The organism is Methylocystis sp. Uni0008 (assembly GCF_056838045.1).
The window spans coordinates 2,931,804-2,955,398 of sequence record NZ_CM166370.1 but is presented as its reverse complement, the minus strand read 5'-3'; the positions used below and the strand labels follow the sequence as shown (position 1 = coordinate 2,955,398).

Here is a 23,595-nt window from a genome sequence, read left to right as displayed (position 1 = left end):
GTCTACTTGGGCTGAACCGCGCATAGCTCCCGCCACACTTGCGGCAAGGCGGCGATGATATCGTCAGCAATTAGCCCAGGCCCGAAAATCTCGGCGGCGCGCGCATGCATCCAGGCTGCGCATGACGCCGCGAGAAAGCCGTCCATACGCTGGGCAAGCAAGCCGGCGACGACGCCGGTCAAGACGTCGCCGGAACCCGCGGTGGCGAGCCAGGGCGTAGCATAAGGAAGAATTGAGGCGCGACCATCGGGCGCAGCGACGACGGTGTCGGCGCCTTTGAAGAGAACGACGGCGCCGCTGGCGCGCGCGGCTTCGCGCGCCTTGTCGAGTTTCGAATGGCAGTTGCAGTCGCTCTCGCAGGCGGCGAACAGGCGCGCGAATTCTCCCGCATGCGGCGTCATCACGACGGGACCAGGCGCGGCGCGCGTCGCACGCCACAGTCGCTCCGGATCGTGGGCGAAGCTCGTGAGCGCATCCGCGTCAAGCACCGCAGCGCGGCGATAGGCCTGCGGCGCGAGCGCGGTTTCGACCTGCGCGCAGCTTTCGTCGCTGACGCCCAGCCCCGGTCCGAGCGCGACGGCGTTCTTGCGCTCGTCGGTCAGGACCTTTGCGAGGCCCTGCGCCCCGTCAGCCGGTCGAACCATCACCGAGGTCAGCGCGCTGGCGTTGACCGCGAGCGCGTCGACGGGGCTGGCGAGCGTCACCAGCCCGGCGCCGGCGCGCAGCGCCGCAGCCGCCGACAGGCGTGCGGCGCCCGTAAAGGAGGCGCCGCCCGAGACGACCAGCGCATGGCCGCGCGAATATTTATGCCCCTCGACCTGCGGCAGCGGCAGCGCCGCGCGCCAGAGTTGCGGCATGTTGACGAAAGTCGCGACATCGAGCGAATCGAGCGCTGAAGTTCTTATGCCGATATGCGCGCAGGCGAGCTGTCCACAGTGCAGCCGGCCGGGCAACAGCAGGTGGCCGGTCTTCACCCGAAAAAAAGTGACGGTCGCGTCCGCCTCGACGGCCGCGCCGCGCACGGCGCCCGTGGTGCCGTCGACGCCGCTCGGAATATCGACGGCGACGACATTCTGGCCGCTTTCGCGACGCCAGCGGTTCAGGCGCCGGACGAGCGCGCATGCGTTGGCGTCGAGGTCGCGCGCGAGCCCTGTTCCGAACAGCGCGTCGATGACGAGATCGATTCCGTCGAAGCTGCAGTCGAGCGCTGAAGTGACGGGACATGGCCAGGCGGCGGCGGCCCGTGCGGCGTCGCCGCGCAATTTGTCGAGCGGAGTCAGCGAGGCGACGCGCACCTTGTAGCGCAGCGCGCGCAGCAGCCGCGCCGCGACAAAGCCGTCGCCGCCATTGTTGCCCGGACCGCACAGCACCAGGACGCGCCGCCCGCTGGTGCGCTGAAGAATCTGGCTGGTCGCCCGAGCGAGCGCCGCGGCCGCGCTCTCCATCAGCGTCATCGCCGGCACGCCGCTCTCGATCGTCAGGCGATCGGCGCGAGCCATTTGATCCGTCGTGAGAATTTCGAGCGGGAGTTCGGAGGGCATGCCGGATCGTGACCGATGGGCGTCGCCCGCGCAATGGGCGCCGCTCACAAGATGGACGCAACGCACGTTAATGCGGCGCCGCATTCCGCCCGGCGTGGGTTTCCGCTATGTCAGCAAGATGCTGACCGCCGTGCTCATCGCCTTCGATTCCCCCCGCGCGCCGCTGCGCCGCGAGGCCGTGGCGCGCAGCCTCGGTTCGCTCGTCGAGTCCTGCGTGCAGGGAGTGATCGCCGACGCTCTGGTCCTCGCTGCGCCGGATCGAGGGCTGGACGGCATCGCGGATGAAGCTGGCTGCGCGCTCATTGAAACGCCGCGCGCTGCGGACGGCGTGGCGCAAGCGCTGAAAGCGGCGCGGCGCGACCATATTCTTCTTCTGCAGGCCGGCTTCGCGGTCGAGCGGGGATTCGCGGAAGAAGCGCAGGATTTATTCGCCTATGGCGAAAGCGACCGACCCAGAGCCCTGCGGCTGGCGCCCGATTCCCTGCTGACGCGTCTTGCGCCCGGCCGGGCGCGCGCGGTCGGCCTCATTGCCCCGAAAAAAGCGCTTGCGGCTGCCGCAAGCGCGGACTTCGCGCGACTCGCGCGCCAGCTGCGGGCCGCCGATCTGACGACCCGCGCCCGCCGAGTCCTTTAGTTCAGTAAGCGAAGGTGTTGCAGGCGTCGACGCTGCCCGTGCGCAGCCCTTTCAGCAGCCATTGCGTGCGCTGCGCCGCGGAGCCATGGGTGAAACTGTCGGGCACGACATAGCCGCGCGTGGCGCGTTGCTGCCGGTCGTCGCCGATCGCCTGCGCCGAAGCGACAGCCTCCTCGATGTCGCCTTCCTCGAGAATAGGCTTCTGCTTGTTGGCGTTGTTCGCCCAGACGCCCGCCAGGCAATCGGCCATCAGCTCGGCCCGCACCGATAGCGCATTGGCTTCGGAGCGGCTGCCGGCCATCTGCTGCGCCCGCTGAATCTTCGGCAGAATGCCCAGCAGGTTCTGCACGTGATGGCCCATCTCATGCGAGATCACATAAGCGTAGGCGAAATCGCCGCCGCCGCCGAACCGGCGCTGCATGTCGCGAAAGAAGGACGTGTCGAGATAGATGCGCTGGTCGAGCGGGCAGTAGAACGGCCCCATCGCCGACTGCGCCGGCCCGCAACGCGACTGCGTATAGCCGCTGAAGAGAACGAGGCGCGGCGGCTGGAACCGGACGCCCTTCTGCTCGGGCAGCACTTGCGACCAGACCTGCTCATTCGACCCCACGACCTTCGCGACGAAACGGCCCAATTCATCCGTTGGCGGCGCGCTCTGCCGCGGCGCCTCCTGGCGCGGCAGCGCCGCCTCGCGATTCGGGCGCATGCTGTTGATCATCTGCGCGCCGCCGATGAGAATCGCCGGATTGATGCCGAGCGCCCAGCCGATCAGGCCGAGAATCACCATAGTGCCGAGACCGATGCCCCCCGCGCCCATGCGGGGGCCGCCCCCAATCATCGGCCCGCCGCCGCGGCGATCCTCGATGTTTTCCGACGACTGGAGATCTTCCCACTTCATATCCGCGCTCCGGACCCGCCCCCAGGGGCGCTGCTCGACTGCTATTTAAGCGAGCTTACGGGCTCTGGGTAGAGCGGCGTTTCAGCCCTCTCACGGCGCGCCCCATTTGTCGGGCCATTCTTCGCGCAGCCTGCCGCCGAGCCGCACCGGCGAGATCATGGTCGTCAATCCGTCGCCGTCGATCTCCGCCGCCACGGCGCAGAAGGTCGCCTCGCCATTTGCGGGCTCATAGCGCGCGCCAGGCGTCTTGCGCAGAAAGCGGCGCAGCGGCTCCTCCTTGTCCATGCCGACGACGGAATCATAATCGCCCGTCATGCCGGCGTCGGTCTGATAGCCGGTGCCGCCCGGCAGGATCTGCGCGTCGGCGGTTGGGATATGCGTGTGCGAGCCGACCACGACGGAGGCGCGGCCGTCGACAAAATGCGCCATCGCCATCTTCTCGCTCGACGCCTCGGCGTGCATGTCGATGACGATCGCGTCGCATCCGACGCCGAGCGGACAGGCGCCGAGCTCGCGTTCAATGGCGGCGAAGGGATCGTCGAGCGCGTCCATGAAGACCCGGCCAATCGGATTGACGACGAGCACCTGCTGTCCCCGCGCGCCCGTATAGACCCCGGCGCCTCGCCCTGGGGTGCCCGGCGGATAATTGACGGGGCGCAGAAGACGCGGCTGGCGTTCGATGAAGACGAGCGCTTCGCGCTGATCGAAGGCGTGATTGCCGAGCGTCACGCAATCGACGCCAAGGCCGAGCATCTCGTCACAGATCGCCTCGGTGACGCCGAAGCCTCCGGCGGCGTTCTCGCCATTGGCGACGACGAAGTCGAGCGCCCATTTTTCGCGCAGCCGCGGGACGAAGCGCGACAAGGCCGCGCGGCCCGAACGGCCCAGCACGTCGCCGATGAAGAGAAAACGAAGCGGCGGGGATTTCACCATGGGCCGTCATAGCCCGCGCGCGCCGCCAGGGCAAAGGAACGGGAGCCTGGATATTGCGCACAGGCGTCGCGTTTCATAACTGGAGCCGCTGATGTAACATCCCCTTCCCTTGGAAACTCCGCCAAAAATGCAAGACGCCGCCGAACGCCCTGTCGTCCTGACGCCAAAAGATGCGCCGGCGCGGCCTTACGTCGTTTTCGAGGACGGCCGCAGCGGACAGGCCCTGTTGTTCGATGAGCCGGACGAGATCATCGTCGCGCGGACGGCCGAAGAGGTCCCCACTGCATTCGAACGCATGGAGGCTGCGACCCGACGCGGTCTCTATCTCGCGGGCTACGCCGGCTATGAGGTGGGCTATGCTCTGGAGCCAAAATTCTCCGCTCAAGCAACGCCAGACGCGCGCACGCCGCTGCTGCTCTTTGGCGCGTTTCGCGCGCCGCGCCCCTGGTCTCTGCCGCCCGCCGAAGGCCCTGCCCCGAATATTCCGCTGTCGCCCGCCTGGACCCAGGAAGAATACGCCGAGCGATTCAACAAGTGCCGCGAATATATTTTCGCCGGCGACGTCTACCAGATCAATCTCACGTTTCCGCTCTACGGGCGCTTCGAAGGCGATCCGCTTGCGCTTTATCGTGGGCTGCGAAAGCGCCAGCCGGTCGCCTATGGCGGCGTCGTGGCGCTCGAAGCCGAAACCGTCGTCTCCCTGTCGCCGGAAGTTTTCTTTGAGGCGCAGGGCCGCGCCATTCGCGCGCGCCCGATGAAGGGCACGGCGCAGCGCGGCGTGTTGCCGACCGAAGACATGGCGCGCGCGCAATATCTCGTCGAAGACGAGAAATCCCGCGCCGAAAATCTGATGATCGTCGATCTCTTGAGAAACGATCTCTCCCGCCTCGCCATGGTCGGCACGGTGAAAGTCACCGATCTCTTCACCATCCAGACCTATCCGACGCTGCATCAGATGACCTCGGGCATCGAGGCGCGGCTGCGCGAGGAAGTGACGTTGAAGGATCTGTTCACCGGACTTTTTCCCTGCGGCTCGGTGACCGGCGCGCCGAAAATAAGGGCGATGGAGATTATCCGCGATCTCGAATGCGCCGCGCGCGGCGTCTACTGCGGCTCGCTCGGCGTCATCGCGCCCGACGGCGACATTCGTTTCAATGTCGCGATCCGCACGCTGACGATCTTTCCGGAGGGCGATCTCGTCTGCAATGTCGGCTCCGCCATCGTCGCAGACTCCCGCGCGCGCGAAGAGTATGAGGAATGTCTGATCAAGGCGCGCTTTCTGACGGGCGCGAGAACGACTTCGGCCTGATCGAAACGCTGCTGTGGACGCGGGACGAGGGCTTCCGCCTTCTGCCCGAACATCTCGCGCGTCTCGCAGCCTCGAGCGCCGCGCTCGGATTCGCGCATGAGGCGGCGCAAGTTCGGGGCGCGCTGGACGCCGCCGTGGCGCAGGCCGCAAGCGATCGCCTTCGCGTGCGGCTGGTCCTCGCGCGCAACGGGACGATCGACACGAGCGTCACGCCGATCGAACCCATTCCGAGTGATACTGTCTGGAACGTCGCCGTCGCCGAGCGACGATTCTCTTCCACAGATCCGCTGCTGCGGCACAAGACGACTCGGCGCGCGCTCTATGAAGACGCGCTCGCCGAGGCGGCGCAGCGCTGCGGCGCGAACGAAGTACTGTTTCAGAACGAACGCAACGAACTTTGCGAAGCGGCGCGCTGCAACCTCTTCGTCCCAGCGAGCGACATTTTGCTCACCCCGCCGCTCTCCTGCGGCCTGCTGCCCGGAACGCTGCGCGCGGCGCTCCTCGCGCAAGGGCGCGCCCGCCAGTCGATCTTGCGGCTCGACGATATTTCGCAATCGGAGTTTTTTCTCGGCAACTCGGTGCGCGGCCTCGTGCGCGCGCGGCTCGTCGAGTAATGTTTCGAGGCTCGACTCAGTTTCGGGCTAAATGACGCGACCGCCGACGCGCTGCACGCGCGATCGGTTCGTTTGACCTTTCGACTTCGCGCGCCTTAGCGCGCGCTTCCGCTCAGACGAACCGAAACCTAAATCCATTGGTTCTCATAAATTGTGCGGCGCAAGGTCCTGACGCCAACGTGCGCCATCTTTTCTAACTCCTGGACATATCGCCCCGGATCGTCCAGCAGGTCCTGGTCCAGTTCTGGTGATTCGACGTGGACCCAACGGTTGCGGTAGCGCCGCAGCGCATGGATTTCCATTTTGAGATCAGCCGCAATTGGAGCGTTTTCGATCAAATTATACAAATCGGCTTTGCGCGTTCTGGGATATTCGGCTCGGAGATAAGTTTCGATGGCCGAAACGGCCAAAATGATGGTTGCGAGATCAGCTCCCGCGACAAAGGCGGTGTCAGATTCGCAAACGATGAAATTACACCATTCGGAAAGCATAACGCCGCCAAGAAGGAACTCTTCATCCAGGTCAGCACGAAATTTCTCGCGAGCGTCCTGCTTCATGCTTCTCAGCCCTATATTGGCAAAATTGCTTGACGTTGCTGGCTCTCTGTTAAGGGATCGAGTCGAATGACGCCCAGCAACGTCCATTGCTGCGGCCGTTTCTTCAGCGTTCCGAGCGCAAAGGCCACACCTTTTCGGGGATATTCGTCGTTGTACCGGCCGTACATTTCCTCCAGCGTTTTCCGCTCGCCAATCTCGTGCCGGCGTCGCCAGAACCACGCGGTGGTTTCCCAGTCCCCGCAACGCATTGTGTGTCGCCCATCCGCGTCGAACCAAGTAAACGCGAATTCGAATGGAACCGGCTCGATCGCCGCAAGCTCTTCGTCCAAGAACGACCTTTGCCGTGCCGCGTTCTTGTATGCGGCGCGTTCGGCTTCAACGACAGCTAAAGGTTTTTTGCGCGCCCTAAAACGTGGGGCTTGGGCAGGGCTGTTTAGTTCTCAACAAATCCAATGCATTTTTAGGACTTCGTTGAGATCGATAGCGTTGCGCCATCTGGCGTTTTTGATGTTTTGGCAGCCGTCTGCGCGCAGCAGATTGTAGGCGAATGAGCGTATGCGTGCGACGATGTCGGGGTTTTTGCGGATGCGCGAGGCGTCTTCGGCGAAGGCGACGTCGCGCACATAATGACTGCCGTTCTCGATGCGCCAATGGCCTCTGATCCATTCGTTCCATTGTTCCGGCGGCGAGCCGACGGCGGAAGAAACCCAAAAGACGATCTCCGTCGTTTGTTTGAAAAGCCCGGTCGCCGGATTGCGCCGGCAAACCGTGCGCTCAAGCGTAAGCGGTGCGAGCGACCCACCTCGTAAGATTTTGAGTGGCGAGCGATCCTCTTCGGGTGATTTGGTGCTGAGGAGGGTCGCGCGATGGATGATCATTCCATGCTTGAAGCCATGCATGAAGGCAGAACTTATCAGCGGGTGGAGGTGATTACCGGGAGCCGGCGTCGGCGCAGTTGGACGTCGGCGGAGAAGGCCCGGATCGTCGCCGAGAGCGAGGAGCCGAACGCGAACATATCGGATGTCGCTCGACGCAACGGCGTGAGCCGTGGACTATTGACGGTCTGGCGCCGACAGACCCGGAAGGCGCTAAAGACGCCTGGCCGTGCATCGCTGTTCGCTGCGGTGCGTTTGACATGCGACGAGGGGCGGCGAGGCAGCGCTGCCGCGATCGTCGAGGAGAGCGAGGCGGCCTCAGTCGCGTCCTGCGCGATCGAGATTTCGATAGGCGATGCGGCGATCCGTGTGCCGATGGGCGCGGACGGCGCGACAGTCGATGCAGTGATTTCGGCGCTGCGTCGCTCGCGATGATCTCTATTGGCGCGCAGCGACGCGTGTTCGTGTCGACGCGGCCGGTCGATTTCCGTAAGGGCGTGCACGGTCTCGTCGCGCTCGTGGCGGAAGATTTGAAGTGCAATCCTTACTGCGGCGACGTCTATGTGTTTCGCGCCAAACGCAAGGATCGCTTGAAGCTCCTCTTGTTCGATGGCTCGGGGATGGTGCTCGCGACCAAATGGCTCGAGGACGGCGACTTCGCTTGGCCGCCGGCACAAGACGGCGTGATCGCTCTGACGCCGACGCAGTTTGCGATGTTGTTCGACGGCTTGTCGGAATGGGCGCGCATCGTGCCGAAGGCGGTGACAACACCGAATAAAACGGCCTGACATAGCTGCATTCGCTGGAGCTTCGGCTGGCGCGGTGGTACCTTTATATCATGGCGCTTCGCTCCACGCCCCTGCCATCGGACCCGGCTCTTCTGACGGAGCTGGCGCTCGCGCTCGAAGCGGAAAACGAGACGCTGCGAACAACGATCGTGATGCTGAAAGCGCTGATTTTCGGCGCGCGCTCCGAACGTTTTTCCGCGCTGGGCACCGAGCAGCTCGTGCTCGACCTTTTGGATGGTCGCGCCGAGGAGACGCGGAAGACGGCGGCGAGGAACGACGACGTTCCACCAGGCGAGCAAGCCGACAAGACACCGCGCAAAAAGGCCGAGCGCAACATCGGGAAGCTGCCCGAGCATCTTCCCCGCTGCGAGCGCGTGATCGAGCCGACGACGACACTGTGTCCCTGCTGCAAAGGACAAATGCATCGCATCGGAGAGGATGTGAGCGAGACGCTCGACCGCGTTCCCGCCGTGTTGCGCGTCTTGCGCACGATCCGGCCCAAATATGCGTGCCGGGCTTGTGAGAGCGCGGTCATGCAGGCGCCAGCGCCGGCGCAGTTGATCGAAGGTGGCATGGTCTCGACGGCGCTCGTCGCCCATATCGCCGTCGCCAAATACGGCTGGTTGTCGACCCTCTACCGTCAGACCGCCATCCTCGCCGGCCAGGGCGTCGTCGTCGATCGGCAGACGCTGGCGCGCTGGATGAAGCAGACGGCCTGGATGCTGAAGGGGCTCTATGATCTGCAATTGGTGGTGATGCATCGCTGTCCGCGGCTCTTCTGCGACGAGACGCCGATGCCTGTGCTCGCACCCGGCCATGTGAAGCTCCGCCAGTTCTGGGCGCATGCGACCGACGACCGTCCGTGGGCGGGACCTGCTCCGCCTGCCGTCGTCTATGTGTTCGCGGGAGGCCGCAGCAAGAAGGAGATCGCGTCGCAGCTTTGCGACTTTACAGGAATCTTGCAGGTCGACGGCTACGCCGCCTACAAGGCTCTGGTCAAAGACGAGCGCGCAGAGAGCCGCATCACGCTCGCCTTCTGCCTCGCTCACGCGCGTCGCAAGTTCGTCGCGGTGTTCAAGACGACGAACTCGCCATTCGCTAAAGAGGCCATCGAAACGATCGCAACGGTCTATGCGATCGAGAAGCGCATTCGCGGCAAAAGCGCCGAGGAGCGGCACGCTATCCGGCAGGTGGAGACAAAGCCGATCATGGAGGCGCTGCACGCCCGCTTGGTCGCCGTGCGCGACGGGCTGTCGCAAATCTCGCCGCTGACCAAGGCGATCAACTATACGCTCGCTCATTGGAGCGGACTAACGCGCTTTCTCGACGACGGCCGCATCGAGCCGGACACCAACATCGTCGAGCGCCCTATTCGCTCGATCGCCATCGGCAAACGCAACTCGCTTTTCGCCGGCGACAATGGCGGCGCAGAAACATGGGCGATCCTCTCTTCACTGATTCAGACGGCGAAGCTCAATGGCATCGATCCGGAGACGTGGCTCGCAGATGTGCTGGAGCGCATGGTCTCCGGCGCGACGACCAACAACCAGCTCGCCGAGCTTCTGGCGTGGAACTGGAAAGCTGCGCGTGAACAAGCCAAATCGGCGGCTTGATCTGCCTTCAACGCAAAAGATTCGGCTCGCTCGCCGTTTCCGCGTCCCTCGTATCCGAGCAGATCGACTCTTTGATCAGCCGCTCCGTCGTCTGCTCGAAATAGATCCAAAGGTCCGTGTGCAGGTCGGAAAATTGCCGCCATACGACGGTGTCGAAAAAGCGCCGCGGCGCTCTCACCATGATCGTCGTACGGCGTTGCCGCGGATAGCGGAAGGGACGCACGCCATAGCGTCGGCACAGAGCGACGAACAAACGCACCGACCATTCATCCGGCAGGGCGAACTTCATCTCGACGGAGGGATCGCTGCGCGCTGCCTCATCGAGCTTTGCTCTCAACCGATCAGCCGCTGCGCCGGCCGCCTCGCGCTCGCCGGCGCTCGTCGAGCCGAAATACAGCGCCTCGATCTTCCTCAGCCGCTCACGAAGCTGGTCCTCGATCATCATCGGCGTCGCTCCTTATGAGGCACAACGCCATTCCTCTGATCCCAGGTCAACTGTCCGGGTAACGCCATCCACAACCGACCGACGTGTCCCGGTCGCACCGCTTACGCTCAAGCCGCAATACGGTTTTGATCAGCGGCTCCCAAGGCGTATGGCGGAACCACGCCTTGGCGGGAAAGACCGTCAGTTCGCGCGTCTCCCAACGGTTGCGGCCTTTCGCCATGCTCTTGGCATAGCCGCTCGGCTTGCGGCCCGCGGCGCCCAGTTCGAGCCGGCTCCGCAGCTTGGGTTGATTGTCTTTCACCTGGGTCAGCAGATGATTGCCGCATGCAATCACGCGTTCGAACAATTTTTTTGGCAATGTTCGGCGTCGAGCGTGAACAGGCAATCCTTCAGCCCCAAGGCTTCGATCAATTCGGGCGCCGCAGGAATTTCATTACTCTTTTCCGCCACCATCACATGTGCGAGCACGATCTGGTCGACGTGACGCAGCGCCGACATCATATGCGCGGCCTTGCGATCAGCGAAGGCGTCGAAGCTGCCGCGTAGCGTTTTTCCGTCAACGGCGATTGCGGTCAGCTCCTCTGCCTGCGGCGGACGCGGCAAGCTCGCGGCGTGACGACGGAACGCCGTCTCCAGCGCCGCCGGGTCGATGCTTTGCAGGATCAGACGCAATCCGGTGTAGGACGGAGAATAAGGCAGCTCCAGGCCAAACGCCGCATTGAGCCGTTGCAGATGCGCACGGATGAACTCATGCATCTGCCGGTAGGAATTCGCGCCGGCGACCATGGCGAGGATCGAGTAAAGCAGCACGGTCGCCAAATCGAACCGCTTGCCTTCTCGCCGACGATGGTCCGGTATCTCGCGCAAAATCTCCAGCAGCGACGCCTGCATGCGACAACCTCCGATTCGGGTTGTCGCATATAGATTCACATATCTACCGAGCCGGGAATCGGGAAAATGCCTCACAGTTCAGAGAACTGAACAGCCCTGGGGGCTTGGGGACGAATGAGCGCTAAACTCTGACCCCGAGCTGAAGCTTCTGAAGCGGAAGGAAGGACAATTGGATTTAACAGGGCAGAACGTTCTGAGGCGCGCTTGAGCGTGTTAGTGACCATCAAGCGATCCTCGTAAACGTGACAGCTTTCAATCCGGTTGTCGGACCGCGCCGGTCCATAATCAAATTGCACCCAATCCCAACGTTGAAATTTGGATTCCTTAAGGTGTCGGTACCTGACGGGAAAAAGGCGCCTCCATCGCCCTTCGGCGGTCACGCCGGCACAACTGACCGTTTCACCGTACTTCTGGCTGGGATTGGGAATCGCCTTGACGAGGATGACGACGCGGTCGCTTTTGAGCGTGGCGCACATATCGGGCAGGCTCATCGCCAAAAAGGTCGAAAACTTCGAGCCCGCGCGTTTTCAGCCGGTCGGCGATAAGAGTCCGGTGACATGTGGACGGGTCGCGTTCAAAACAAAGCAAGCAAACTTCGTCTGTCTGAGCGATGTCTTCTAGCACCTGGAGGGCCGCTACTGAACCGGCCGTCCGCAGATGTCTTGTGTATATTTGCTGAAATTTAGCGAATTGTCCGGCCCGCGCAGCTTCACGCCCAGATTTCGGGTCGCCGAGTTCCACCAGATGGACATACGCGATCCCGTCGGACTTGAGCCTGTCACGTAAGCTGTTCTTGGAGAAGCCTTTCTTACGTGAAATTGCGACGGCTCGAACGTCGGCGAGCACAGTCACCCCCACCGCCTTCAAAGTTGCGATGAAGCGATCAACGTCGGTTCCCTGATATCCAATAGTGTATACAGTGTTCATTTCAGGATCGCTCCCCGCACAGTTAACGCACGACTAAACGTAAGGTTCACCGGGGCAGCATTCCGTTGATCGTGAAGGCATTTCTTCTCGGCATCATCTAAAGGCGGCTCGCAAGCCGGCTGGTGCGCAAGGTTTCTCTCAAAAAGCCATCTGATCTGTGGCGTGACAGCTCCGTCACGTCTGCCCCGGCTTCAGCCGGTAGAAAATATGGCGTCCGATGACGTCCATCTTCCTGAGCGCGCGCGCCCAGCGCGGGTGCACATAGTTGGCGTGATAATGCGTCGAACGGCCGACGTCTGAAATATAGGTCCGCCCCACCATGACTTCCTTGGCGACGCGCACCGCCTGCTCCCAGGAGTCGCCTTCGGTGATGCGGAGCGACCTGCCCTCGCAGGCGAAGGAGAACTGGCACTGCCGGAAGCGGTGGCGGTTTTGATAGACGACGCCGCAGACGCTTGACGGATACAGTCCGCTCTGGACGCGGTTGAGCACGACCTGAGCGACGGCCGCCTGCCCGGCCTCGGGTTCGCTGCGCGCCTCGAAATAGACCGCTTCCGCCAGGCAGCGCGTTTCGCGGCCGAGTTTCTCCGGATCGATCGAGGCCGCATAATCCGGCCGCGTTACGCTTTCTTCCTTGCCTGGAACGGCGAGCGCCAGCGTCGCGCCGCGGAAGGACGACACTTCGATCGGCACCGCGTCCGGCTGCGCCGGCGTCGAAGACCCCAGCGCGACCGCGCGCGGCGTCTGCGGCGTTGCGCCGTGGAGGGCGCGTTCGGTGAGCGCCTGCCGCCCGGCGTCACGGGGCGAATCGGCGCCGGTGGGCGTCGAGATCGACGAACTCTGAGAAGGCGAAGCGGCGGCCGTCGATTTCTGGGTCGTCGCCGGCTCCGGAGCGGCGCCGGCGTCCGCTTCTTCCAGCGCCTCGTCGCCCGGGGTTCTGCCGCGTGGCGGCAGCGGCGTGGCCGTCGGCCGGGTCGACTTGCCCTCGATGCCGAAGGAAAGCGCCGGCGAGCCGCTCAGCCCCAGATTGGCCGGTTGCGGGCGCCGCGTCTCGAAGCCGGGCCGCATGGCGACCACCGGGTCGCCCTTATGCCGCCGATCGACCTGCGGAAAATGCTTCACGTCGGGCTTGAGGTCGACATGCGGCTCGCGCTCGTCGGGAGCCCCGCCGTTCTCCTCCGGCGCGCCGACGATGAGACGCGCCTCCTGAATCTGGGCGCGGGTCTGGCCGTAAAAGCCGTAATCGCCGCTCGCCGCCTCGCTGAAGCCGAGCGACAGCGCCCCTGGGGCGCGCGCCGCAAGCGGAGAGACCTTCCAGTCGGCGATCGGGTCCTGTCCTGCGGCCGCGGTGAAAGAGACCAGCATGCCGACGCCCAGCGCCCAGGGCGCCGTTACGCTGAAAACCCAGGGCGCGATCCCTCTGCGCACGACACGCGTTCTCGACTGACGACGCATAGACTGATCCATGTGCGGCGGCGCGTCTCGCGAGGCGTCGCGATTTCGCGCCGCGCCACCCCGGATGCGATCTTTCGTAAAATCTTATCGTTCATTAGCCTTGCGGAACCGTTGCCGGCCTGTCACGGGTGGCGTGCCAGAATGGCGCATGATCACTCGCCGATCAGATGCAGCGCGATCTCGCGCCCGTGCGGCCGGCGGCGATGCTCGAAAAGATAGACGCCCTGCCAGGTTCCAAGCGCCAGGGCGCCGCCGATGAGCGGAATCGAAAGCTGCGTCTGCGTGAGCGCGGCGCGGATATGGGCCGGCATGTCGTCGGCCCCTTCCGTATCATGCGCGTAATCCGCCCCCTCCGGCGCCAGCCGCTCGAAGACGGCTTCGAGATCGCGCAGAATGGTGGGATCGGCGTTCTCCTGAATGAGCAGCGAGGCCGAGGTGTGACGGCAGAAAATGGTCAGCAGCCCCTGAGCCATGCGCGCGCCGCGCGCAAAGTCGCGAAGGTTCTCGGTGAATTCGTAGAATCCGCGCCCCGAAGTGTCGATCCGCAGCATTCGGCCCGTTTGTCGCATGAAGCGAATGTGCGAAAGCGCATGGGAAAGTCCAGTCCCAGGCCGTTTGATCGCTTGTCTTGATCGCGCGCAAAGGTTAAGCGCCGCGTGAGAATGGAAGCCATAATGTCTCAACTGATCGATACGCTGACGAACTGGGCCGCCTCCGACACGGGAAAGACGGTCGGCGGGGTCGCGCTGACCGCGCTCGCCTGGGCTGAGGCGTCCACGGTCGTCGGCGCGGCTTACATGAAGCGCATGATCCCGCTGCGCATCACCGCGATGCTCGGCAATGTTCTCGGCGTGACTCTGGGACTCATCATCGCGAGCCCGCCGACCATCGCCAAACATGCGATCAACTTGCCGCTCAACTTCACCCGCATGCGCGAAATGCGCCGGCTGATCGCCAGCGTGCGCGAGGCGAACGCCAGCGACCTGAACATCGAATGGCTGAAGCCCTTCATGCATCCGCGGGCGCTAAGACGCGGCGAAGCGGTCTTCATGAAGGGCGACGAAGCCGATGAGGCTTTCGTCGTCGTTGAAGGCCAGATCGAGATCGTCGAACGCGGCGCAATTCTCTCGCCCGGCGCCATTTTCGGCGAAATGGCGCTTTTTACGACGAAGGGCAAACGCACCGCGACGGCGCGTTGCAAGAGCGACGTCCGGCTGCTCGTCATCACCTATGAGCAGTTCGAGCAGCTCTACTTTCAGAACCCCGAATTCGGTCTGTATCTCGTGCGGCTGATCGTGCGGCGCTTCGAGATGAACCATCGCGACGAGGAGCTGGAGAGCACGTAGGCGGGGGGCGGTCCACTCAACGCCTCTCCCGCGTCATGCCCGCGGCTCGTCGCGGGCATCCACGCAAGGCCGCTCCGCACCTTTGCCGATTTATCGGTGATCACGCCGTGCTCGAGGCCTTTTCGCCGAGCGCCGCCTGGGCGGCGGCGAGCCGCGCGATCGGCACGCGGAACGGCGAACAGGACACATAGTCGAAGCCGATCTTGTCGAAGAAGGCGACGGACGTCGGATCGCCGCCATGCTCGCCGCAGACCCCGAGCGTAATGGTGGGATTGGCCTGACGGGCGCGTTTGCAGCCGAGCGCGACAAGCTCGCCCACGCCTTCCTGATCGATCGTCACGAACGGGTCCGCCGGCAGCAGCCCCTTTTCCACATAGGCGTTGAGGAACGAGCCCGAATCGTCGCGGGAAATGCCGAGCGTCGTCTGCGTGAGGTCATTGGTGCCGAAGGAGAAGAAATCCGCCGAGGGCGCGATGTCATCTGCGCGCAAAGCCGCGCGCGGCAGTTCGATCATCGTGCCGACATGATAGTTCGGCCTGATCCCGGTCTCGTCTTCGACGAGCTTCGCCATCGCGGCGACCCGCGCCTTGACGAGATCGAGCTCCGCTCGGGTGAAGACGAGCGGCGCCATGATCTCGATGTCGACGGGTTCGCCTGTCGAGAGAGAAGCTTCGATCGCCGCCTCAAAAATCGCCCGCGCCTGCATGTCGACGATCTCGGGGAAGATCACGGCGAGGCGCACGCCGCGAAAGCCGAGCATCGGATTGAATTCGGAAAGCTGCGCGGCGCGCCGGCGCAGCTTCACCGGATCGGCGCCCATCGCCCGCGCCACGGCCGCGATCTCGGCGTCCGAATGCGGCAGGAATTCATGCAGAGGCGGATCGAGCAGGCGGATCGTGACCGGCAGGCCGGACATGATCTCGAAGAGCTGCTTGAAGTCCTCGCGCTGAATCGGCAGCAGCTTCGCCAGAGCGAGCCGGCGCCCCTCGGCGTCGTCGGCGAGAATCATCTCGCGTACGGCGACGATGCGCTCGCCTTCAAAGAACATGTGCTCGGTGCGCGCGAGACCGATGCCCTCGGCGCCGAAACGGCGCGCGGCGCGCGCGTCGGACGGCGTCTCGGCGTTGGCGCGGATTTTCAACCGGCGCTTCTGGTCCGCCCAGGACATCAGCACGGCGAATTCGCCGGTGAGCTCCGGCCGCTGCATCTTCACTTCGCCGGCGATGACCTGGCCGGCCGAGCCGTCGATGGTGATGCGCTCGCCCTTGCCGAAGCGCTTGCCGGCGACGGTGAAGCTCTGGTCCTCATAGTCGATGCGCAGCGCGCCGGCGCCGGTGACGCAGGGCTTGCCCATGCCGCGCGCCACGACGGCCGCGTGCGAGGTCATGCCGCCGCGCGCGGTAAGGATGCCTTCCGCCGCATGCATGCCGCCGATGTCTTCGGGACTCGTCTCGATGCGCACGAGGATGATCTTGCGCCCGTTCGAGGCGAGCTTCGCGGCCTCCTCCGGATCGAAGACGATTTCGCCGACCGCCGCTCCGGGCGAAGCCGGGAGGCCGGTCGCGAGAATGTTGCGCTTCGCCGCCGGATCGATCGTCGGATGCAGCAATTGCTCGAGCGACTGCGGCTCGACGCGCGTGATCGCCTCGTCCTTGCCGATCAGGCCTTCGCGCGCCATGTCGACGGCGAGTTTGAGCGCCGCGCGCGCGGTGCGCTTGCCCGCGCGGGTCTGCAGCATCCATAATTTGCCGCGCTCGACCGTGAACTCCATGTCCTGCATGTCGCGGAAATGACGTTCGAGCTTGTCGGCGTATCCCTTGAACTCCGCGAAGATTGCGGGCATCGCCGCTTCCAGGGAAATCTTCTCAAAGCCGGAGGCGTGACTCGCGGACTGTGCGATCGGCTGCGGCGTTCGAATGCCGGCGACGACGTCTTCGCCCTGCGCGTTGATGAGATATTCGCCGTAAAGCTCGCGCACGCCGGTCGAGGGATTGCGCGTGAAGGCGACGCCGGTCGCCGATTGCGCGCCCATATTGCCAAACACCATGGCCTGAACACTGACCGCGGTGCCCCAGCTCTCGGGGATGTTATGCAGGCTGCGATACACGACCGCGCGATTGTTCATCCAGGATGAGAACACAGCCTTGATCGCGCACCACAATTGCTCGCGCGGATCCTGGGGAAAGCTCTTGCCCGCGGACTTTTCGACGATCGCCTTGTATTGCCCGGCGACCTTGCGCCAATCGTCGGCGGAGAGCTGCGTGTCGAGCGCGAACCCTTTGCTCTCCTTTAAATGCTCCAGCGCTTCCTCGAACTCGTGATGCTCGACGCCGAGCACGACGGACGAATACATTTCGATGAAGCGCCGGTAGCAATCCCAGGCGAAGCGTTCGTCGCCGGAGTTGCGCGCCACCGCCTCAACTGTCTCGTCGTTGAGGCCGAGATTGAGCACCGTGTCCATCATCCCCGGCATCGAGGCGCGGGCGCCGGAACGCACGGAGACGAGCAGCGGCCACTGTGGGTCCTCGAAGGCGTGTCCGGCGATGCGGCCGATTTCGGCGAGCGCTTCATCGACCTGCCCCGCGAGATCGGCGGGAAACGTCTTGCCGTTGGCGTAAAAATAGGCGCAGACCTCGGTGGTGATGGTGAAGCCGGGCGGCACCGGCAGTCCGAGCGCCGCCATTTCCGCGAGATTGGCTCCCTTGCCGCCCAACAGCTCTTTCATCGACGCCGATCCTTCGGACCGACCGGCGCTGAAACTGTAAACCCACTTGGTCATAGGTATTTTCGTCCGGCGAGAGAGGCGGGCGGCGAACGCGCGCCTGGCGTCATGGGCGCTTCCAGCCGGCGCTTGAGCGGCCGCCGACGCCCCGCCGTCGCGGACCATCAAGCGCGCCGGAAATTACGCTCAAATGACGCGCGTCGACAAGGTTGGCGCACTGCTCCTTGAGCGCTATTTTGGCCAGCGATCGAAGAAATCCAGCCGAGGCCGCGCGTCCATGAAGAGCGATGAGGATGAGGCGCCGCGTCGTCCCGCGGCTTTCGAGATCGGCCAGCCGCTCGATCTTCTCTCGATCGCCGAACTCGATGAGCGCATCGAGCGATTGCGGCAGGAGATCGCGCGGCTCGAGGCCGCCCGCGCCGCGAAACAGGCGGCAAGCGCCGCGGCGGACGCCTTTTTCAAGAAATAGCCTTTCACACCGGCGGCGCTCGGCTTGACAGCCGGCGACGGCCCATGCCCTTTCTGCGCGCGAAAACGCCAGATCCTCCGAGGATCGCGATCCCTATTAACCCAAAAGCCTGATGAGCCGGCCCTTGCATCGCTATCGTTCGCATAATTGTGGCGCGCCCAATGAGGCGCTTGTCGGCGAAAAAATCCGACTCTCCGGCTGGTGCCATCGCATTCGCGACCATGGCGGCGTGCTGTTTATCGACCTGCGCGACCATTACGGCCTGACGCAATGCGTCGTGGACCCGGATTCTCCAGCCTTCGCGCAGGCGGAAAAGCTCCGCTCCGAATGGGTCGTGCGGCTCGACGGCGAGGTGAGGAAGCGCCCCGCCGGCACCGAAAATCCCGACATGCCGACGGGACAGGTCGAGGTCTACGTCAGCGAAATCGAGGTCCTCGGCCCGGCGGCCGAATTGCCGCTGCCGGTTTTCGGGGATCAGCAATATCCCGAAGACACGCGCCTCAAATATCGCTTTATCGATCTGCGCCGCGAGAAGCTGCATCGAAACATCATGCTGCGCGGCCGCATCATCGACTCGATCCGCACGCGCATGAAGCAGGCGGGCTTCTTCGAGTTCCAGACCCCGATCCTGACCGCCTCATCGCCCGAAGGCGCGCGCGACTTTCTCGTGCCCTCGCGCCTGCATCCGGGAAAATTCTACGCGCTGCCGCAGGCGCCGCAGCAGTTCAAGCAGCTCATCATGGTTGCCGGCTTCGACCGCTATTTTCAGATCGCGCCCTGCTTTCGCGACGAAGACGCGCGCGCCGACCGCTCACCCGGCGAGTTCTACCAGCTCGACGTCGAAATGAGCTTCGTCACGCAGGACGACGTCTTCGACGCGATGGAGCCGGTGCTGCGCGGGCTGTTCGAGGAGTTCGCCGACGGAAAGGCGGTCACGCAGAAATTCCCCCGCATTTCCTTCCGCGAGTCGATGCTCAAATACGGCACGGACAAGCCGGATCTGCGCAATCCGCTGATCATCGCCGACGTGTCCGAGGAATTCGCCCGCGAGGACGTGAGCTTCAAGGCGTTCCGCGGCAAGACCGTGCGCGCCATCCCGGCGCCGGGCGCCGCCGCCCAGCCGAGGAGCTTCTTCGACAAGCTGAACGACTGGGCGCGCAGCGAAGGCGCGCCGGGCCTCGGCTATGTGATCTTTGAAGAAGAAAACGGCGCGCTCGCCGGCAAAGGCCCGATCGCCAAATTCATTCCGGCCGACGTGCAGGCCGCGATCGCCGCCAAGGCGAGCGTCAAGGCGGGCGACGCAGTCTTCTTTTCGGCCGGCGAAGAGACCGCCGCCGCAAGGCTCGCCGGCATGGCGCGGCAGCGCATCGGCGACGAACTCGGCCTGGCGAAGAAGGACGTCTTCGAATTCTGCTGGATCGTCGATTTCCCGATGTATGAGTGGAACGAGGACGACAAGAAGGTCGACTTCTCGCACAATCCCTTCTCCATGCCGCAGGGGGGCATGGAGGCGCTGGAGACCCAGGACCCGCTCACGATCCTCGCCTATCAATACGACATCGTCTGCAATGGCGTGGAGCTGTCCTCCGGCGCGATCCGAAATCATCGGCCCGACGTCATGAAAAAGGCGTTCGAGATCGCCGGCTATGGCGAAGACGTGCTGATCGAGAAATTCGGGGGAATGTATCGCGCCTTCCAATATGGCGCGCCGCCGCATGGCGGCATTGCGCCCGGCGTCGACCGCATCGTCATGCTGCTCGCGGAAGAGGAAAACTTACGCGAAGTGACGCTCTTCCCGATGAATCAGCGCGCCGAGGATCTGCTGATGGGCGCGCCGTCGGAAGCGACGATGAAGCATCTGCGCGAACTGCACATCAGGCTGAACTTGCCGGAAAACAAGGCGTAGACGCGTTACGACAGCGGAGGCGGATCGCGGCGGTGGTCCGCGCCGCCAAGCCATCCGCCGCGCCGGAACGAGATCAGCATCGCCGCAAACATGGCGAGCGCGATCACGCCGAGCGCGCCGAGTTGCCCGATGCTAAGCGGAAAACGCGAACCGCTCGCAGGCGGCGCCTCTCCAGCCGGAGCCGGCGCGACGACCTTAGGCGTAAGACCGAGCGCCGCCTCGGGCGTCTGGGCGTCGGTCGCAAGCAATGTGTCGGCGAGACCCTGTCGCGACATCCAGACCATGCCGTCCGGCGACGCCTTGTGCATGAAGGCCACCACCTTCGCCGATGGCAGTCCCATCTCATCGAGATAGGCCGCGACCTTGCGATAGTCCTTCTCCGAGGTCGAATGGCGCCCGATGTGTGTGACCACGTCCTGCTCGCCGACGACGCGCGTCTCTTTCGAGATCACCTGGTCGCCCAGCATCAGCGTGCGCGTCTTGAAGTAACGCACATGTTGCGTCTCGTCGTGCTCCGGAATGACCATCTTGTGCAGACCGACGCGCGCGTAGAGCGCAACGTGGCGCGCCTTGCCGGCCGCAAGCAGCAAGGGGCAGGCCGAGGCGCAATAGGTGCCGCTGACGGAGGGGCTGCCGCCCTCTAGGACCGCGATGGCGGACTGTGGCGTTTTCCTAGGCGCCGCGTTCTCCGCCGGCGGCTCGACGAGCGTGCGCGCGACGCTGACGTCGAGCGCTTTGGCGCGCAGCATCCGGCCCATCTCCATTGCGGCGTCAACCATGCCGCCGCCGGAGCTGATCAGCACTTGCGGCTTTCGAGCGCCGACCTGTTCCAGCGCCTTGCGAAACAGCGCGGGCGTTTCCTTCACAATCGCCCCTTCCAGGGAGATCCATTCAGGGCATTTCGTCGGACACTCGGGACCCGCGCCGCGCACGATCAGAATGCGCATCGGCGGGCCGAAATCGGGCGCCTTCGGTCGCGCCTCCGCGTGAGAAACGATCAGCGCCCATCCGAACGCTAAAATCAAAAACTCTCGCCCAAACATTCGACGTCCCACAAACCGCAAATCGCAATCGTGAGATAAAACAATAAAGCTTCCGGTCGCGCTAGAGCTGAAAAGCCCGCGACCTTGCTCCCGAATCCAAGATGAAATGGCCTTGTGGAGTTTAAGTCAGCGATAAATCTAAGCTTTACTTGCCGCGAGCGCGCCTCGCCGCGCGCGACAAACTACAAGGCCGACGCGATCCCCCGCCCGCTGCGCGCCGCCCCCAAGAGGGCGACGCGCCTATGCGCGGGCGGGATCCTCTTAACGATGCGTCAATAGGCGTTGTTGCGCATGGTGCCGCGCCTGTTGTCGCGCCGGTCATAGCGGCCGCTGCCGTAATAGCTTCGGCCGGCCCTGCCTTCGAACTCCTTGTTCGTCAGCTTGAAGTCGCGATCGAACGTCAGGTCGTAACGCTTGCCGCGGCAATTGGCGTCGTCGACTTCGAATTTGCCGTCGTCAAATTCCATCTTGCCGCCGGAACATCCCATGTCCCTCATCGCCGATCGCAGGCTTGATTTCTCCTGACCAGTTAGCCGACGGTCCGCCTGGGCCGGGGTCGCCGCCAAGCCGACGAGCCCAAGAAGCGCGATGCAAGTCACCAGAGTACGCATGTTCGAACCCTTTCTCTTGCAGCCGGAACGTTGCCGCGGCTGCGCCATGCCGCTCAAAAAGGCGAGCGATCTGCGGCCATATGAGGCGCTGGCCGCGATCGGAAAGGGGTCGCCTGGCTGTTTCGGCCCTTTGCCTTGCCTCTGCGGCCGCGCTCGCCTATAAGCGCCGCGGCGCCTGCGTTTCCGACACCCCTGGAGGCGAAGCAGCGCCTTTTCTTTTGACATGAAGGACACCGACATGGCCGAGACCAAGAAGCTCGCGGCCACGGTGCGCAGCGGGACAGGCAAGGGGGCCGCCCGCAGCGTTCGCCGTGAGGGCCGCATTCCAGGAGTGCTCTATGGCGGCGGCGAAGCGCCGCAGCCGCTTTCGCTCGACAAGAAGAACCTCTCTCAACTGATCTTCGCCGGGCACTTCCTCACGACGATTTTCGAGTTGGACATCGACGGCAAGAAAGAGCGCGCGATCCCGCGCGACTATCAGCTTGACGTCGTCAAGGACACGCCGATCCACGTCGATTTCCTGCGCCTGAAGCCAGGTTCGCGGCTGCGGGTGCAGGTGCCGGTGCATTTCGTCAATCAGGAAGCCTCGCCGGGTCTGAAGCGCGGCGGCGCGCTCAACATCGTCTATCACACGGTGGAGATGTGGGTGCCGGCCGACAACATTCCCGAAGCCCTCACCGCCGACCTGGCCGGCATGGACTTTAACGATTCGCTGCATATCTCGGCGATCCCGCTGCCGGAGGGCTGCAAACCCACCAATCCGGACAAGAATTTCACCGTGGCGAGCTTGACCCCGCCCGCGGGCGGCGGCGCCGAGGAAGAGGCTCCGGCCGCGGCCGCGCCTGCGGCTGCTCCCGCCAAGGAAGAAAAGAAGAAGTAAGCCTGCAAAGCTTGCCGTGGTAATGGCCGGGTTCGCCCGGCCATTTTTATGTCAGAGGCTCCAATGCTGCTCCTTGTCGGACTCGGCAATCCCGGACGCGCCTACGCCAGAAACCGGCACAATATCGGCTTCATGGCGCTCGAAGCGATCGCCAAACGGCACGGCTTTCCGCAGGCGCGGGCGCGTTTCCAGGGCCTCGTCAGCGAAGGGACGATCGGCGGCGAGCGCGTCATGCTGCTCGAGCCGCAGACCTATATGAACGACAGCGGCCGTTCCGTCGGCGAGGCCGCGCGATTTCACAAGATCGGACCAGACGACGTCGTCGTCATTCACGACGAACTCGATCTCGCGCCGGCCAAATGCCGGATCAAGACCGGTGGCGGAGTCGCGGGACACAACGGGTTGCGCTCGATCTCGGCGCATATCGGCAACGACTATAAGCGGCTGCGGCTCGGCATCGGCCACCCCGGCGACAAGGGGCTGGTCCACGCCTATGTGCTCAGCGATTTCGCCAAGAGCGAGGAGCCTTGGGTGGCGGCGCTGTGCGACGCGCTGGCGGAAAACGCCGGACTCATCGTCAAGGGCGACGACGCCGGCCTGCAGAACCGGCTGCATCTCGCCATGGAGGCGAAAGGCTTCGGGGCGGTTAAGCGCGTCGGCGAAGCGTAAGCGGCGGGCTTCGCCTTCGACGACGCAGCCGGCACGGTTCGCGTCAGCCGCCGAAGGAACCTGTGCATACGGCGGGGGCCCCTTTCACAAAATCGTGCATGCGCCTATATTCAATCTGCCGTCGCTTGCGGCGGCTATGGCGATAAACGGACACCGTAATAAACCATTCGGACCCGGGGGCGGTACCCGGCGCCTCCACCCAAGCCCGTCAACTCGGCGGGTTTCGGCGGGGGCGAAATAGGATCGACGAGGGCGTAAAGGGTGATTTTTCGCTCGGCATGATACCGCCGTTATCGGGTCAAACCTTATAGTTGCCAACGACAACTATGCTCCGGTGGCCGTCGCTGCGTAATGCAGCGCCCAAACTGGGAATTAAGCCCTAGGGGTTTGCACTTCTAGGCGGGGTCCGGAGGCGCCTGGCAACAGAAGCCTCCACTTAATTCAATCGCGCCGCGCAGCCGTGACGCCA

General features: G+C 64.0%; 26 protein-coding genes, 1 other RNA gene and 1 pseudogene. 12 read left to right on the top strand and 16 right to left on the bottom strand.

Going from position 1 to position 23,595, the window contains the following annotated elements; genetic code table 11:
* Positions 1-2 precede the first annotated feature (2 nt).
* Positions 3-1,541, bottom strand: coding sequence for an NAD(P)H-hydrate dehydratase (locus AC0X69_RS14820; RefSeq protein WP_482608552.1), 1,539 nt, complete (start codon positions 1,539-1,541; stop codon positions 3-5).
* Between AC0X69_RS14820 and AC0X69_RS14815 the strand changes: the two genes are divergently transcribed.
* Positions 1,540-2,175 carry a transposase gene (locus AC0X69_RS14815; RefSeq protein ID WP_482608551.1) on the top strand — a complete coding sequence of 212 codons (636 nt, stop codon included), beginning with the start codon at positions 1,540-1,542 and terminating at the stop codon, positions 2,173-2,175. The two genes, AC0X69_RS14820 and AC0X69_RS14815, sit on opposite strands and share 2 nt — an antisense overlap.
* Position 2,176: 1 nt before the next feature.
* On the opposite strand, the gene ypfJ is transcribed toward AC0X69_RS14815, so the two are convergent.
* Both ypfJ and AC0X69_RS14805 read right to left on the bottom strand, forming a co-directional pair.
* Positions 2,177-3,073 (bottom strand): KPN_02809 family neutral zinc metallopeptidase, encoded by an 897-nt coding sequence (gene ypfJ / locus AC0X69_RS14810; RefSeq protein WP_482608550.1) that lies wholly within the window; start codon positions 3,071-3,073, stop codon positions 2,177-2,179.
* A gap of 90 nt (positions 3,074-3,163) precedes the next feature.
* Entirely contained in the window at positions 3,164-4,006 is an 843-nt protein-coding gene (locus AC0X69_RS14805) for a TIGR00282 family metallophosphoesterase (protein WP_482608549.1), read from the bottom strand.
* Positions 4,007-4,133: 127 nt separating this feature from the next.
* Here AC0X69_RS14805 and AC0X69_RS14800 point away from each other — a divergent pair, with 127 nt between their 5' ends.
* Entirely contained in the window at positions 4,134-5,315 is a 1,182-nt protein-coding gene (locus tag AC0X69_RS14800) for an aminodeoxychorismate synthase component I (RefSeq protein ID WP_482608548.1), read from the top strand.
* Positions 5,264-5,929, top strand: coding sequence for an aminotransferase class IV (locus tag AC0X69_RS14795; protein ID WP_482608547.1), 666 nt, complete (start codon positions 5,264-5,266; stop codon positions 5,927-5,929). The genes AC0X69_RS14800 and AC0X69_RS14795 overlap by 52 nt, the downstream gene beginning before the upstream one ends.
* 128 nt (positions 5,930-6,057) lie before the next feature.
* On the opposite strand, the gene AC0X69_RS14790 is transcribed toward AC0X69_RS14795, so the two are convergent.
* The 3 genes and pseudogenes from AC0X69_RS14790 to AC0X69_RS14780 all read right to left on the bottom strand — a co-directional run bounded on the left by AC0X69_RS14790 (position 6,058) and on the right by AC0X69_RS14780 (position 7,364).
* Positions 6,058-6,486 (bottom strand): hypothetical protein, encoded by a 429-nt coding sequence (locus tag AC0X69_RS14790; RefSeq protein WP_482608546.1) that lies wholly within the window; start codon positions 6,484-6,486, stop codon positions 6,058-6,060.
* Between the two features lie 11 nt (positions 6,487-6,497).
* Positions 6,498-6,830 (bottom strand): annotated as a pseudogene (locus AC0X69_RS14785) (DUF8757 domain-containing protein); the annotation flags it as partial.
* A gap of 96 nt (positions 6,831-6,926) precedes the next feature.
* Positions 6,927-7,364 carry a hypothetical protein gene (locus tag AC0X69_RS14780; protein ID WP_482608544.1) on the bottom strand — a complete coding sequence of 146 codons (438 nt, stop codon included), beginning with the start codon at positions 7,362-7,364 and terminating at the stop codon, positions 6,927-6,929.
* Here AC0X69_RS14780 and tnpA point away from each other — a divergent pair.
* From tnpA to tnpC, 3 genes are read left to right on the top strand one after another with little or no spacing between them, the layout of a single operon-like run.
* Positions 7,353-7,796, top strand: coding sequence for an IS66-like element accessory protein TnpA (tnpA, locus tag AC0X69_RS14775; RefSeq protein WP_482608543.1), 444 nt, complete (start codon positions 7,353-7,355; stop codon positions 7,794-7,796). The genes AC0X69_RS14780 and tnpA overlap by 12 nt on opposite strands.
* Positions 7,793-8,149, top strand: coding sequence for an IS66 family insertion sequence element accessory protein TnpB (gene tnpB / locus AC0X69_RS14770; protein ID WP_482608542.1), 357 nt, complete (start codon positions 7,793-7,795; stop codon positions 8,147-8,149). The genes tnpA and tnpB overlap by 4 nt, the downstream gene beginning before the upstream one ends.
* Positions 8,150-8,199: 50 nt before the next feature.
* A complete protein-coding gene (gene tnpC, locus AC0X69_RS14765; protein ID WP_482608541.1) occupies positions 8,200-9,762 on the top strand; it encodes an IS66 family transposase in 1,563 nt (520 codons plus the stop codon).
* Positions 9,763-9,769: 7 nt separating this feature from the next.
* Here tnpC and AC0X69_RS14760 read toward each other — a convergent pair whose 3' ends face one another.
* The 7 genes from AC0X69_RS14760 to AC0X69_RS14735 all read right to left on the bottom strand — a co-directional run bounded on the left by AC0X69_RS14760 (position 9,770) and on the right by AC0X69_RS14735 (position 14,049).
* Entirely contained in the window at positions 9,770-10,207 is a 438-nt protein-coding gene (locus AC0X69_RS14760) for a hypothetical protein (protein WP_482608540.1), read from the bottom strand.
* A 46-nt stretch (positions 10,208-10,253) separates the two neighbouring features.
* Positions 10,254-10,553 (bottom strand): hypothetical protein, encoded by a 300-nt coding sequence (locus AC0X69_RS14755; RefSeq protein ID WP_482608539.1) that lies wholly within the window; start codon positions 10,551-10,553, stop codon positions 10,254-10,256.
* Positions 10,538-11,098: an ISAs1 family transposase gene (locus AC0X69_RS14750; RefSeq protein WP_482608538.1), complete on the bottom strand. Its 561-nt coding sequence runs from the start codon at positions 11,096-11,098 to the stop codon at positions 10,538-10,540. The genes AC0X69_RS14755 and AC0X69_RS14750 overlap by 16 nt, the downstream gene beginning before the upstream one ends.
* Positions 11,099-11,169: 71 nt before the next feature.
* Positions 11,170-11,574, bottom strand: coding sequence for a DUF8758 domain-containing protein (locus AC0X69_RS23430; RefSeq protein WP_510175242.1), 405 nt, complete (start codon positions 11,572-11,574; stop codon positions 11,170-11,172).
* Positions 11,498-12,025, bottom strand: a complete 528-nt coding sequence (locus AC0X69_RS14745) for a DUF488 domain-containing protein (RefSeq protein ID WP_482608537.1) — start codon at positions 12,023-12,025, stop codon at positions 11,498-11,500. The genes AC0X69_RS23430 and AC0X69_RS14745 overlap by 77 nt, the downstream gene beginning before the upstream one ends.
* A 174-nt stretch (positions 12,026-12,199) precedes the next feature.
* Positions 12,200-13,480 (bottom strand): cell wall hydrolase, encoded by a 1,281-nt coding sequence (locus AC0X69_RS14740; RefSeq protein ID WP_482608536.1) that lies wholly within the window; start codon positions 13,478-13,480, stop codon positions 12,200-12,202.
* A gap of 152 nt (positions 13,481-13,632) precedes the next feature.
* Complete coding sequence (locus AC0X69_RS14735; protein WP_482608535.1) at positions 13,633-14,049, bottom strand: secondary thiamine-phosphate synthase enzyme YjbQ; 417 nt, start codon at positions 14,047-14,049, stop codon at positions 13,633-13,635.
* A 105-nt stretch (positions 14,050-14,154) separates the two neighbouring features.
* Here AC0X69_RS14735 and AC0X69_RS14730 point away from each other — a divergent pair, with 105 nt between their 5' ends.
* Entirely contained in the window at positions 14,155-14,826 is a 672-nt protein-coding gene (locus AC0X69_RS14730; protein WP_482608534.1) for a cyclic nucleotide-binding domain-containing protein, read from the top strand.
* Between the two features lie 100 nt (positions 14,827-14,926).
* On the opposite strand, the gene ppdK is transcribed toward AC0X69_RS14730, so the two are convergent.
* On the bottom strand, positions 14,927-17,605 hold the full coding sequence (ppdK, locus tag AC0X69_RS14725; protein WP_482608533.1) for a pyruvate, phosphate dikinase: 2,679 nt from the start codon (positions 17,603-17,605) through the stop codon (positions 14,927-14,929).
* Between the two features lie 133 nt (positions 17,606-17,738).
* Here ppdK and AC0X69_RS14720 point away from each other — a divergent pair, with 133 nt between their 5' ends.
* On the top strand, positions 17,739-18,017 hold the full coding sequence (locus tag AC0X69_RS14720; RefSeq protein ID WP_482608532.1) for a DUF1192 domain-containing protein: 279 nt from the start codon (positions 17,739-17,741) through the stop codon (positions 18,015-18,017).
* Positions 18,018-18,141: 124 nt separating this feature from the next.
* Positions 18,142-19,923 (top strand): aspartate--tRNA ligase, encoded by a 1,782-nt coding sequence (gene aspS / locus AC0X69_RS14715; protein ID WP_482613410.1) that lies wholly within the window; start codon positions 18,142-18,144, stop codon positions 19,921-19,923.
* A 5-nt stretch (positions 19,924-19,928) separates the two neighbouring features.
* Here aspS and AC0X69_RS14710 read toward each other — a convergent pair whose 3' ends face one another.
* Positions 19,929-20,948: a COG3904 family protein gene (locus tag AC0X69_RS14710; RefSeq protein ID WP_482608531.1), complete on the bottom strand. Its 1,020-nt coding sequence runs from the start codon at positions 20,946-20,948 to the stop codon at positions 19,929-19,931.
* Between the two features lie 290 nt (positions 20,949-21,238).
* Positions 21,239-21,433, bottom strand: coding sequence for a hypothetical protein (locus AC0X69_RS14705; protein WP_482608530.1), 195 nt, complete (start codon positions 21,431-21,433; stop codon positions 21,239-21,241).
* 382 nt (positions 21,434-21,815) lie between these two features.
* On the opposite strand from AC0X69_RS14705, the gene AC0X69_RS14700 reads away from it, so the two are divergent.
* The 3 genes from AC0X69_RS14700 to ssrA all read left to right on the top strand — a co-directional run bounded on the left by AC0X69_RS14700 (position 21,816) and on the right by ssrA (position 23,563).
* Complete coding sequence (locus AC0X69_RS14700) at positions 21,816-22,457, top strand: 50S ribosomal protein L25/general stress protein Ctc (protein ID WP_482608529.1); 642 nt, start codon at positions 21,816-21,818, stop codon at positions 22,455-22,457.
* A gap of 63 nt (positions 22,458-22,520) precedes the next feature.
* On the top strand, positions 22,521-23,126 hold the full coding sequence (gene pth, locus AC0X69_RS14695; RefSeq protein ID WP_482608528.1) for an aminoacyl-tRNA hydrolase: 606 nt from the start codon (positions 22,521-22,523) through the stop codon (positions 23,124-23,126).
* A gap of 78 nt (positions 23,127-23,204) precedes the next feature.
* Positions 23,205-23,563: a transfer-messenger RNA gene (gene ssrA / locus AC0X69_RS14690) on the top strand.
* Positions 23,564-23,595 lie beyond the last annotated feature (32 nt).

Excerpts from the sequence above, each read along its gene's own strand:
- AC0X69_RS14815 (WP_482608551.1), top strand. The coding sequence starts at position 1,540 with ATGCCGGATCGTGACCGATGGGCGTCGCCCGCGCAATGGGCGCCGCTC.
- AC0X69_RS14820 (WP_482608552.1), bottom strand. The coding sequence starts at position 1,541 with ATGCCCTCCGAACTCCCGCTCGAAATTCTCACGACGGATCAAATGGCT.
- ypfJ (WP_482608550.1), bottom strand. The coding sequence starts at position 3,073 with ATGAAGTGGGAAGATCTCCAGTCGTCGGAAAACATCGAGGATCGCCGC.
- AC0X69_RS14805 (WP_482608549.1), bottom strand. The coding sequence starts at position 4,006 with ATGGTGAAATCCCCGCCGCTTCGTTTTCTCTTCATCGGCGACGTGCTG.
- AC0X69_RS14800 (WP_482608548.1), top strand. The coding sequence starts at position 4,134 with ATGCAAGACGCCGCCGAACGCCCTGTCGTCCTGACGCCAAAAGATGCG.
- AC0X69_RS14795 (WP_482608547.1), top strand. The coding sequence starts at position 5,264 with ATGTCTGATCAAGGCGCGCTTTCTGACGGGCGCGAGAACGACTTCGGC.
- AC0X69_RS14790 (WP_482608546.1), bottom strand. The coding sequence starts at position 6,486 with ATGAAGCAGGACGCTCGCGAGAAATTTCGTGCTGACCTGGATGAAGAG.
- tnpA (WP_482608543.1), top strand. The coding sequence starts at position 7,353 with ATGGATGATCATTCCATGCTTGAAGCCATGCATGAAGGCAGAACTTAT.
- AC0X69_RS14780 (WP_482608544.1), bottom strand. The coding sequence starts at position 7,364 with ATGATCATCCATCGCGCGACCCTCCTCAGCACCAAATCACCCGAAGAG.
- tnpB (WP_482608542.1), top strand. The coding sequence starts at position 7,793 with ATGATCTCTATTGGCGCGCAGCGACGCGTGTTCGTGTCGACGCGGCCG.
- tnpC (WP_482608541.1), top strand. The coding sequence starts at position 8,200 with ATGGCGCTTCGCTCCACGCCCCTGCCATCGGACCCGGCTCTTCTGACG.
- AC0X69_RS14760 (WP_482608540.1), bottom strand. The coding sequence starts at position 10,207 with ATGATGATCGAGGACCAGCTTCGTGAGCGGCTGAGGAAGATCGAGGCG.
- AC0X69_RS14750 (WP_482608538.1), bottom strand. The coding sequence starts at position 11,098 with ATGCAGGCGTCGCTGCTGGAGATTTTGCGCGAGATACCGGACCATCGT.
- AC0X69_RS23430 (WP_510175242.1), bottom strand. The coding sequence starts at position 11,574 with ATGTGCGCCACGCTCAAAAGCGACCGCGTCGTCATCCTCGTCAAGGCG.
- AC0X69_RS14745 (WP_482608537.1), bottom strand. The coding sequence starts at position 12,025 with ATGAACACTGTATACACTATTGGATATCAGGGAACCGACGTTGATCGC.
- AC0X69_RS14740 (WP_482608536.1), bottom strand. The coding sequence starts at position 13,480 with ATGCGTCGTCAGTCGAGAACGCGTGTCGTGCGCAGAGGGATCGCGCCC.
- AC0X69_RS14735 (WP_482608535.1), bottom strand. The coding sequence starts at position 14,049 with ATGCGACAAACGGGCCGAATGCTGCGGATCGACACTTCGGGGCGCGGA.
- AC0X69_RS14730 (WP_482608534.1), top strand. The coding sequence starts at position 14,155 with ATGTCTCAACTGATCGATACGCTGACGAACTGGGCCGCCTCCGACACG.
- ppdK (WP_482608533.1), bottom strand. The coding sequence starts at position 17,605 with ATGACCAAGTGGGTTTACAGTTTCAGCGCCGGTCGGTCCGAAGGATCG.
- AC0X69_RS14720 (WP_482608532.1), top strand. The coding sequence starts at position 17,739 with ATGACGCGCGTCGACAAGGTTGGCGCACTGCTCCTTGAGCGCTATTTT.
- AC0X69_RS14705 (WP_482608530.1), bottom strand. The coding sequence starts at position 21,433 with ATGGAATTTGACGACGGCAAATTCGAAGTCGACGACGCCAATTGCCGC.
- AC0X69_RS14700 (WP_482608529.1), top strand. The coding sequence starts at position 21,816 with ATGGCCGAGACCAAGAAGCTCGCGGCCACGGTGCGCAGCGGGACAGGC.
- pth (WP_482608528.1), top strand. The coding sequence starts at position 22,521 with ATGCTGCTCCTTGTCGGACTCGGCAATCCCGGACGCGCCTACGCCAGA.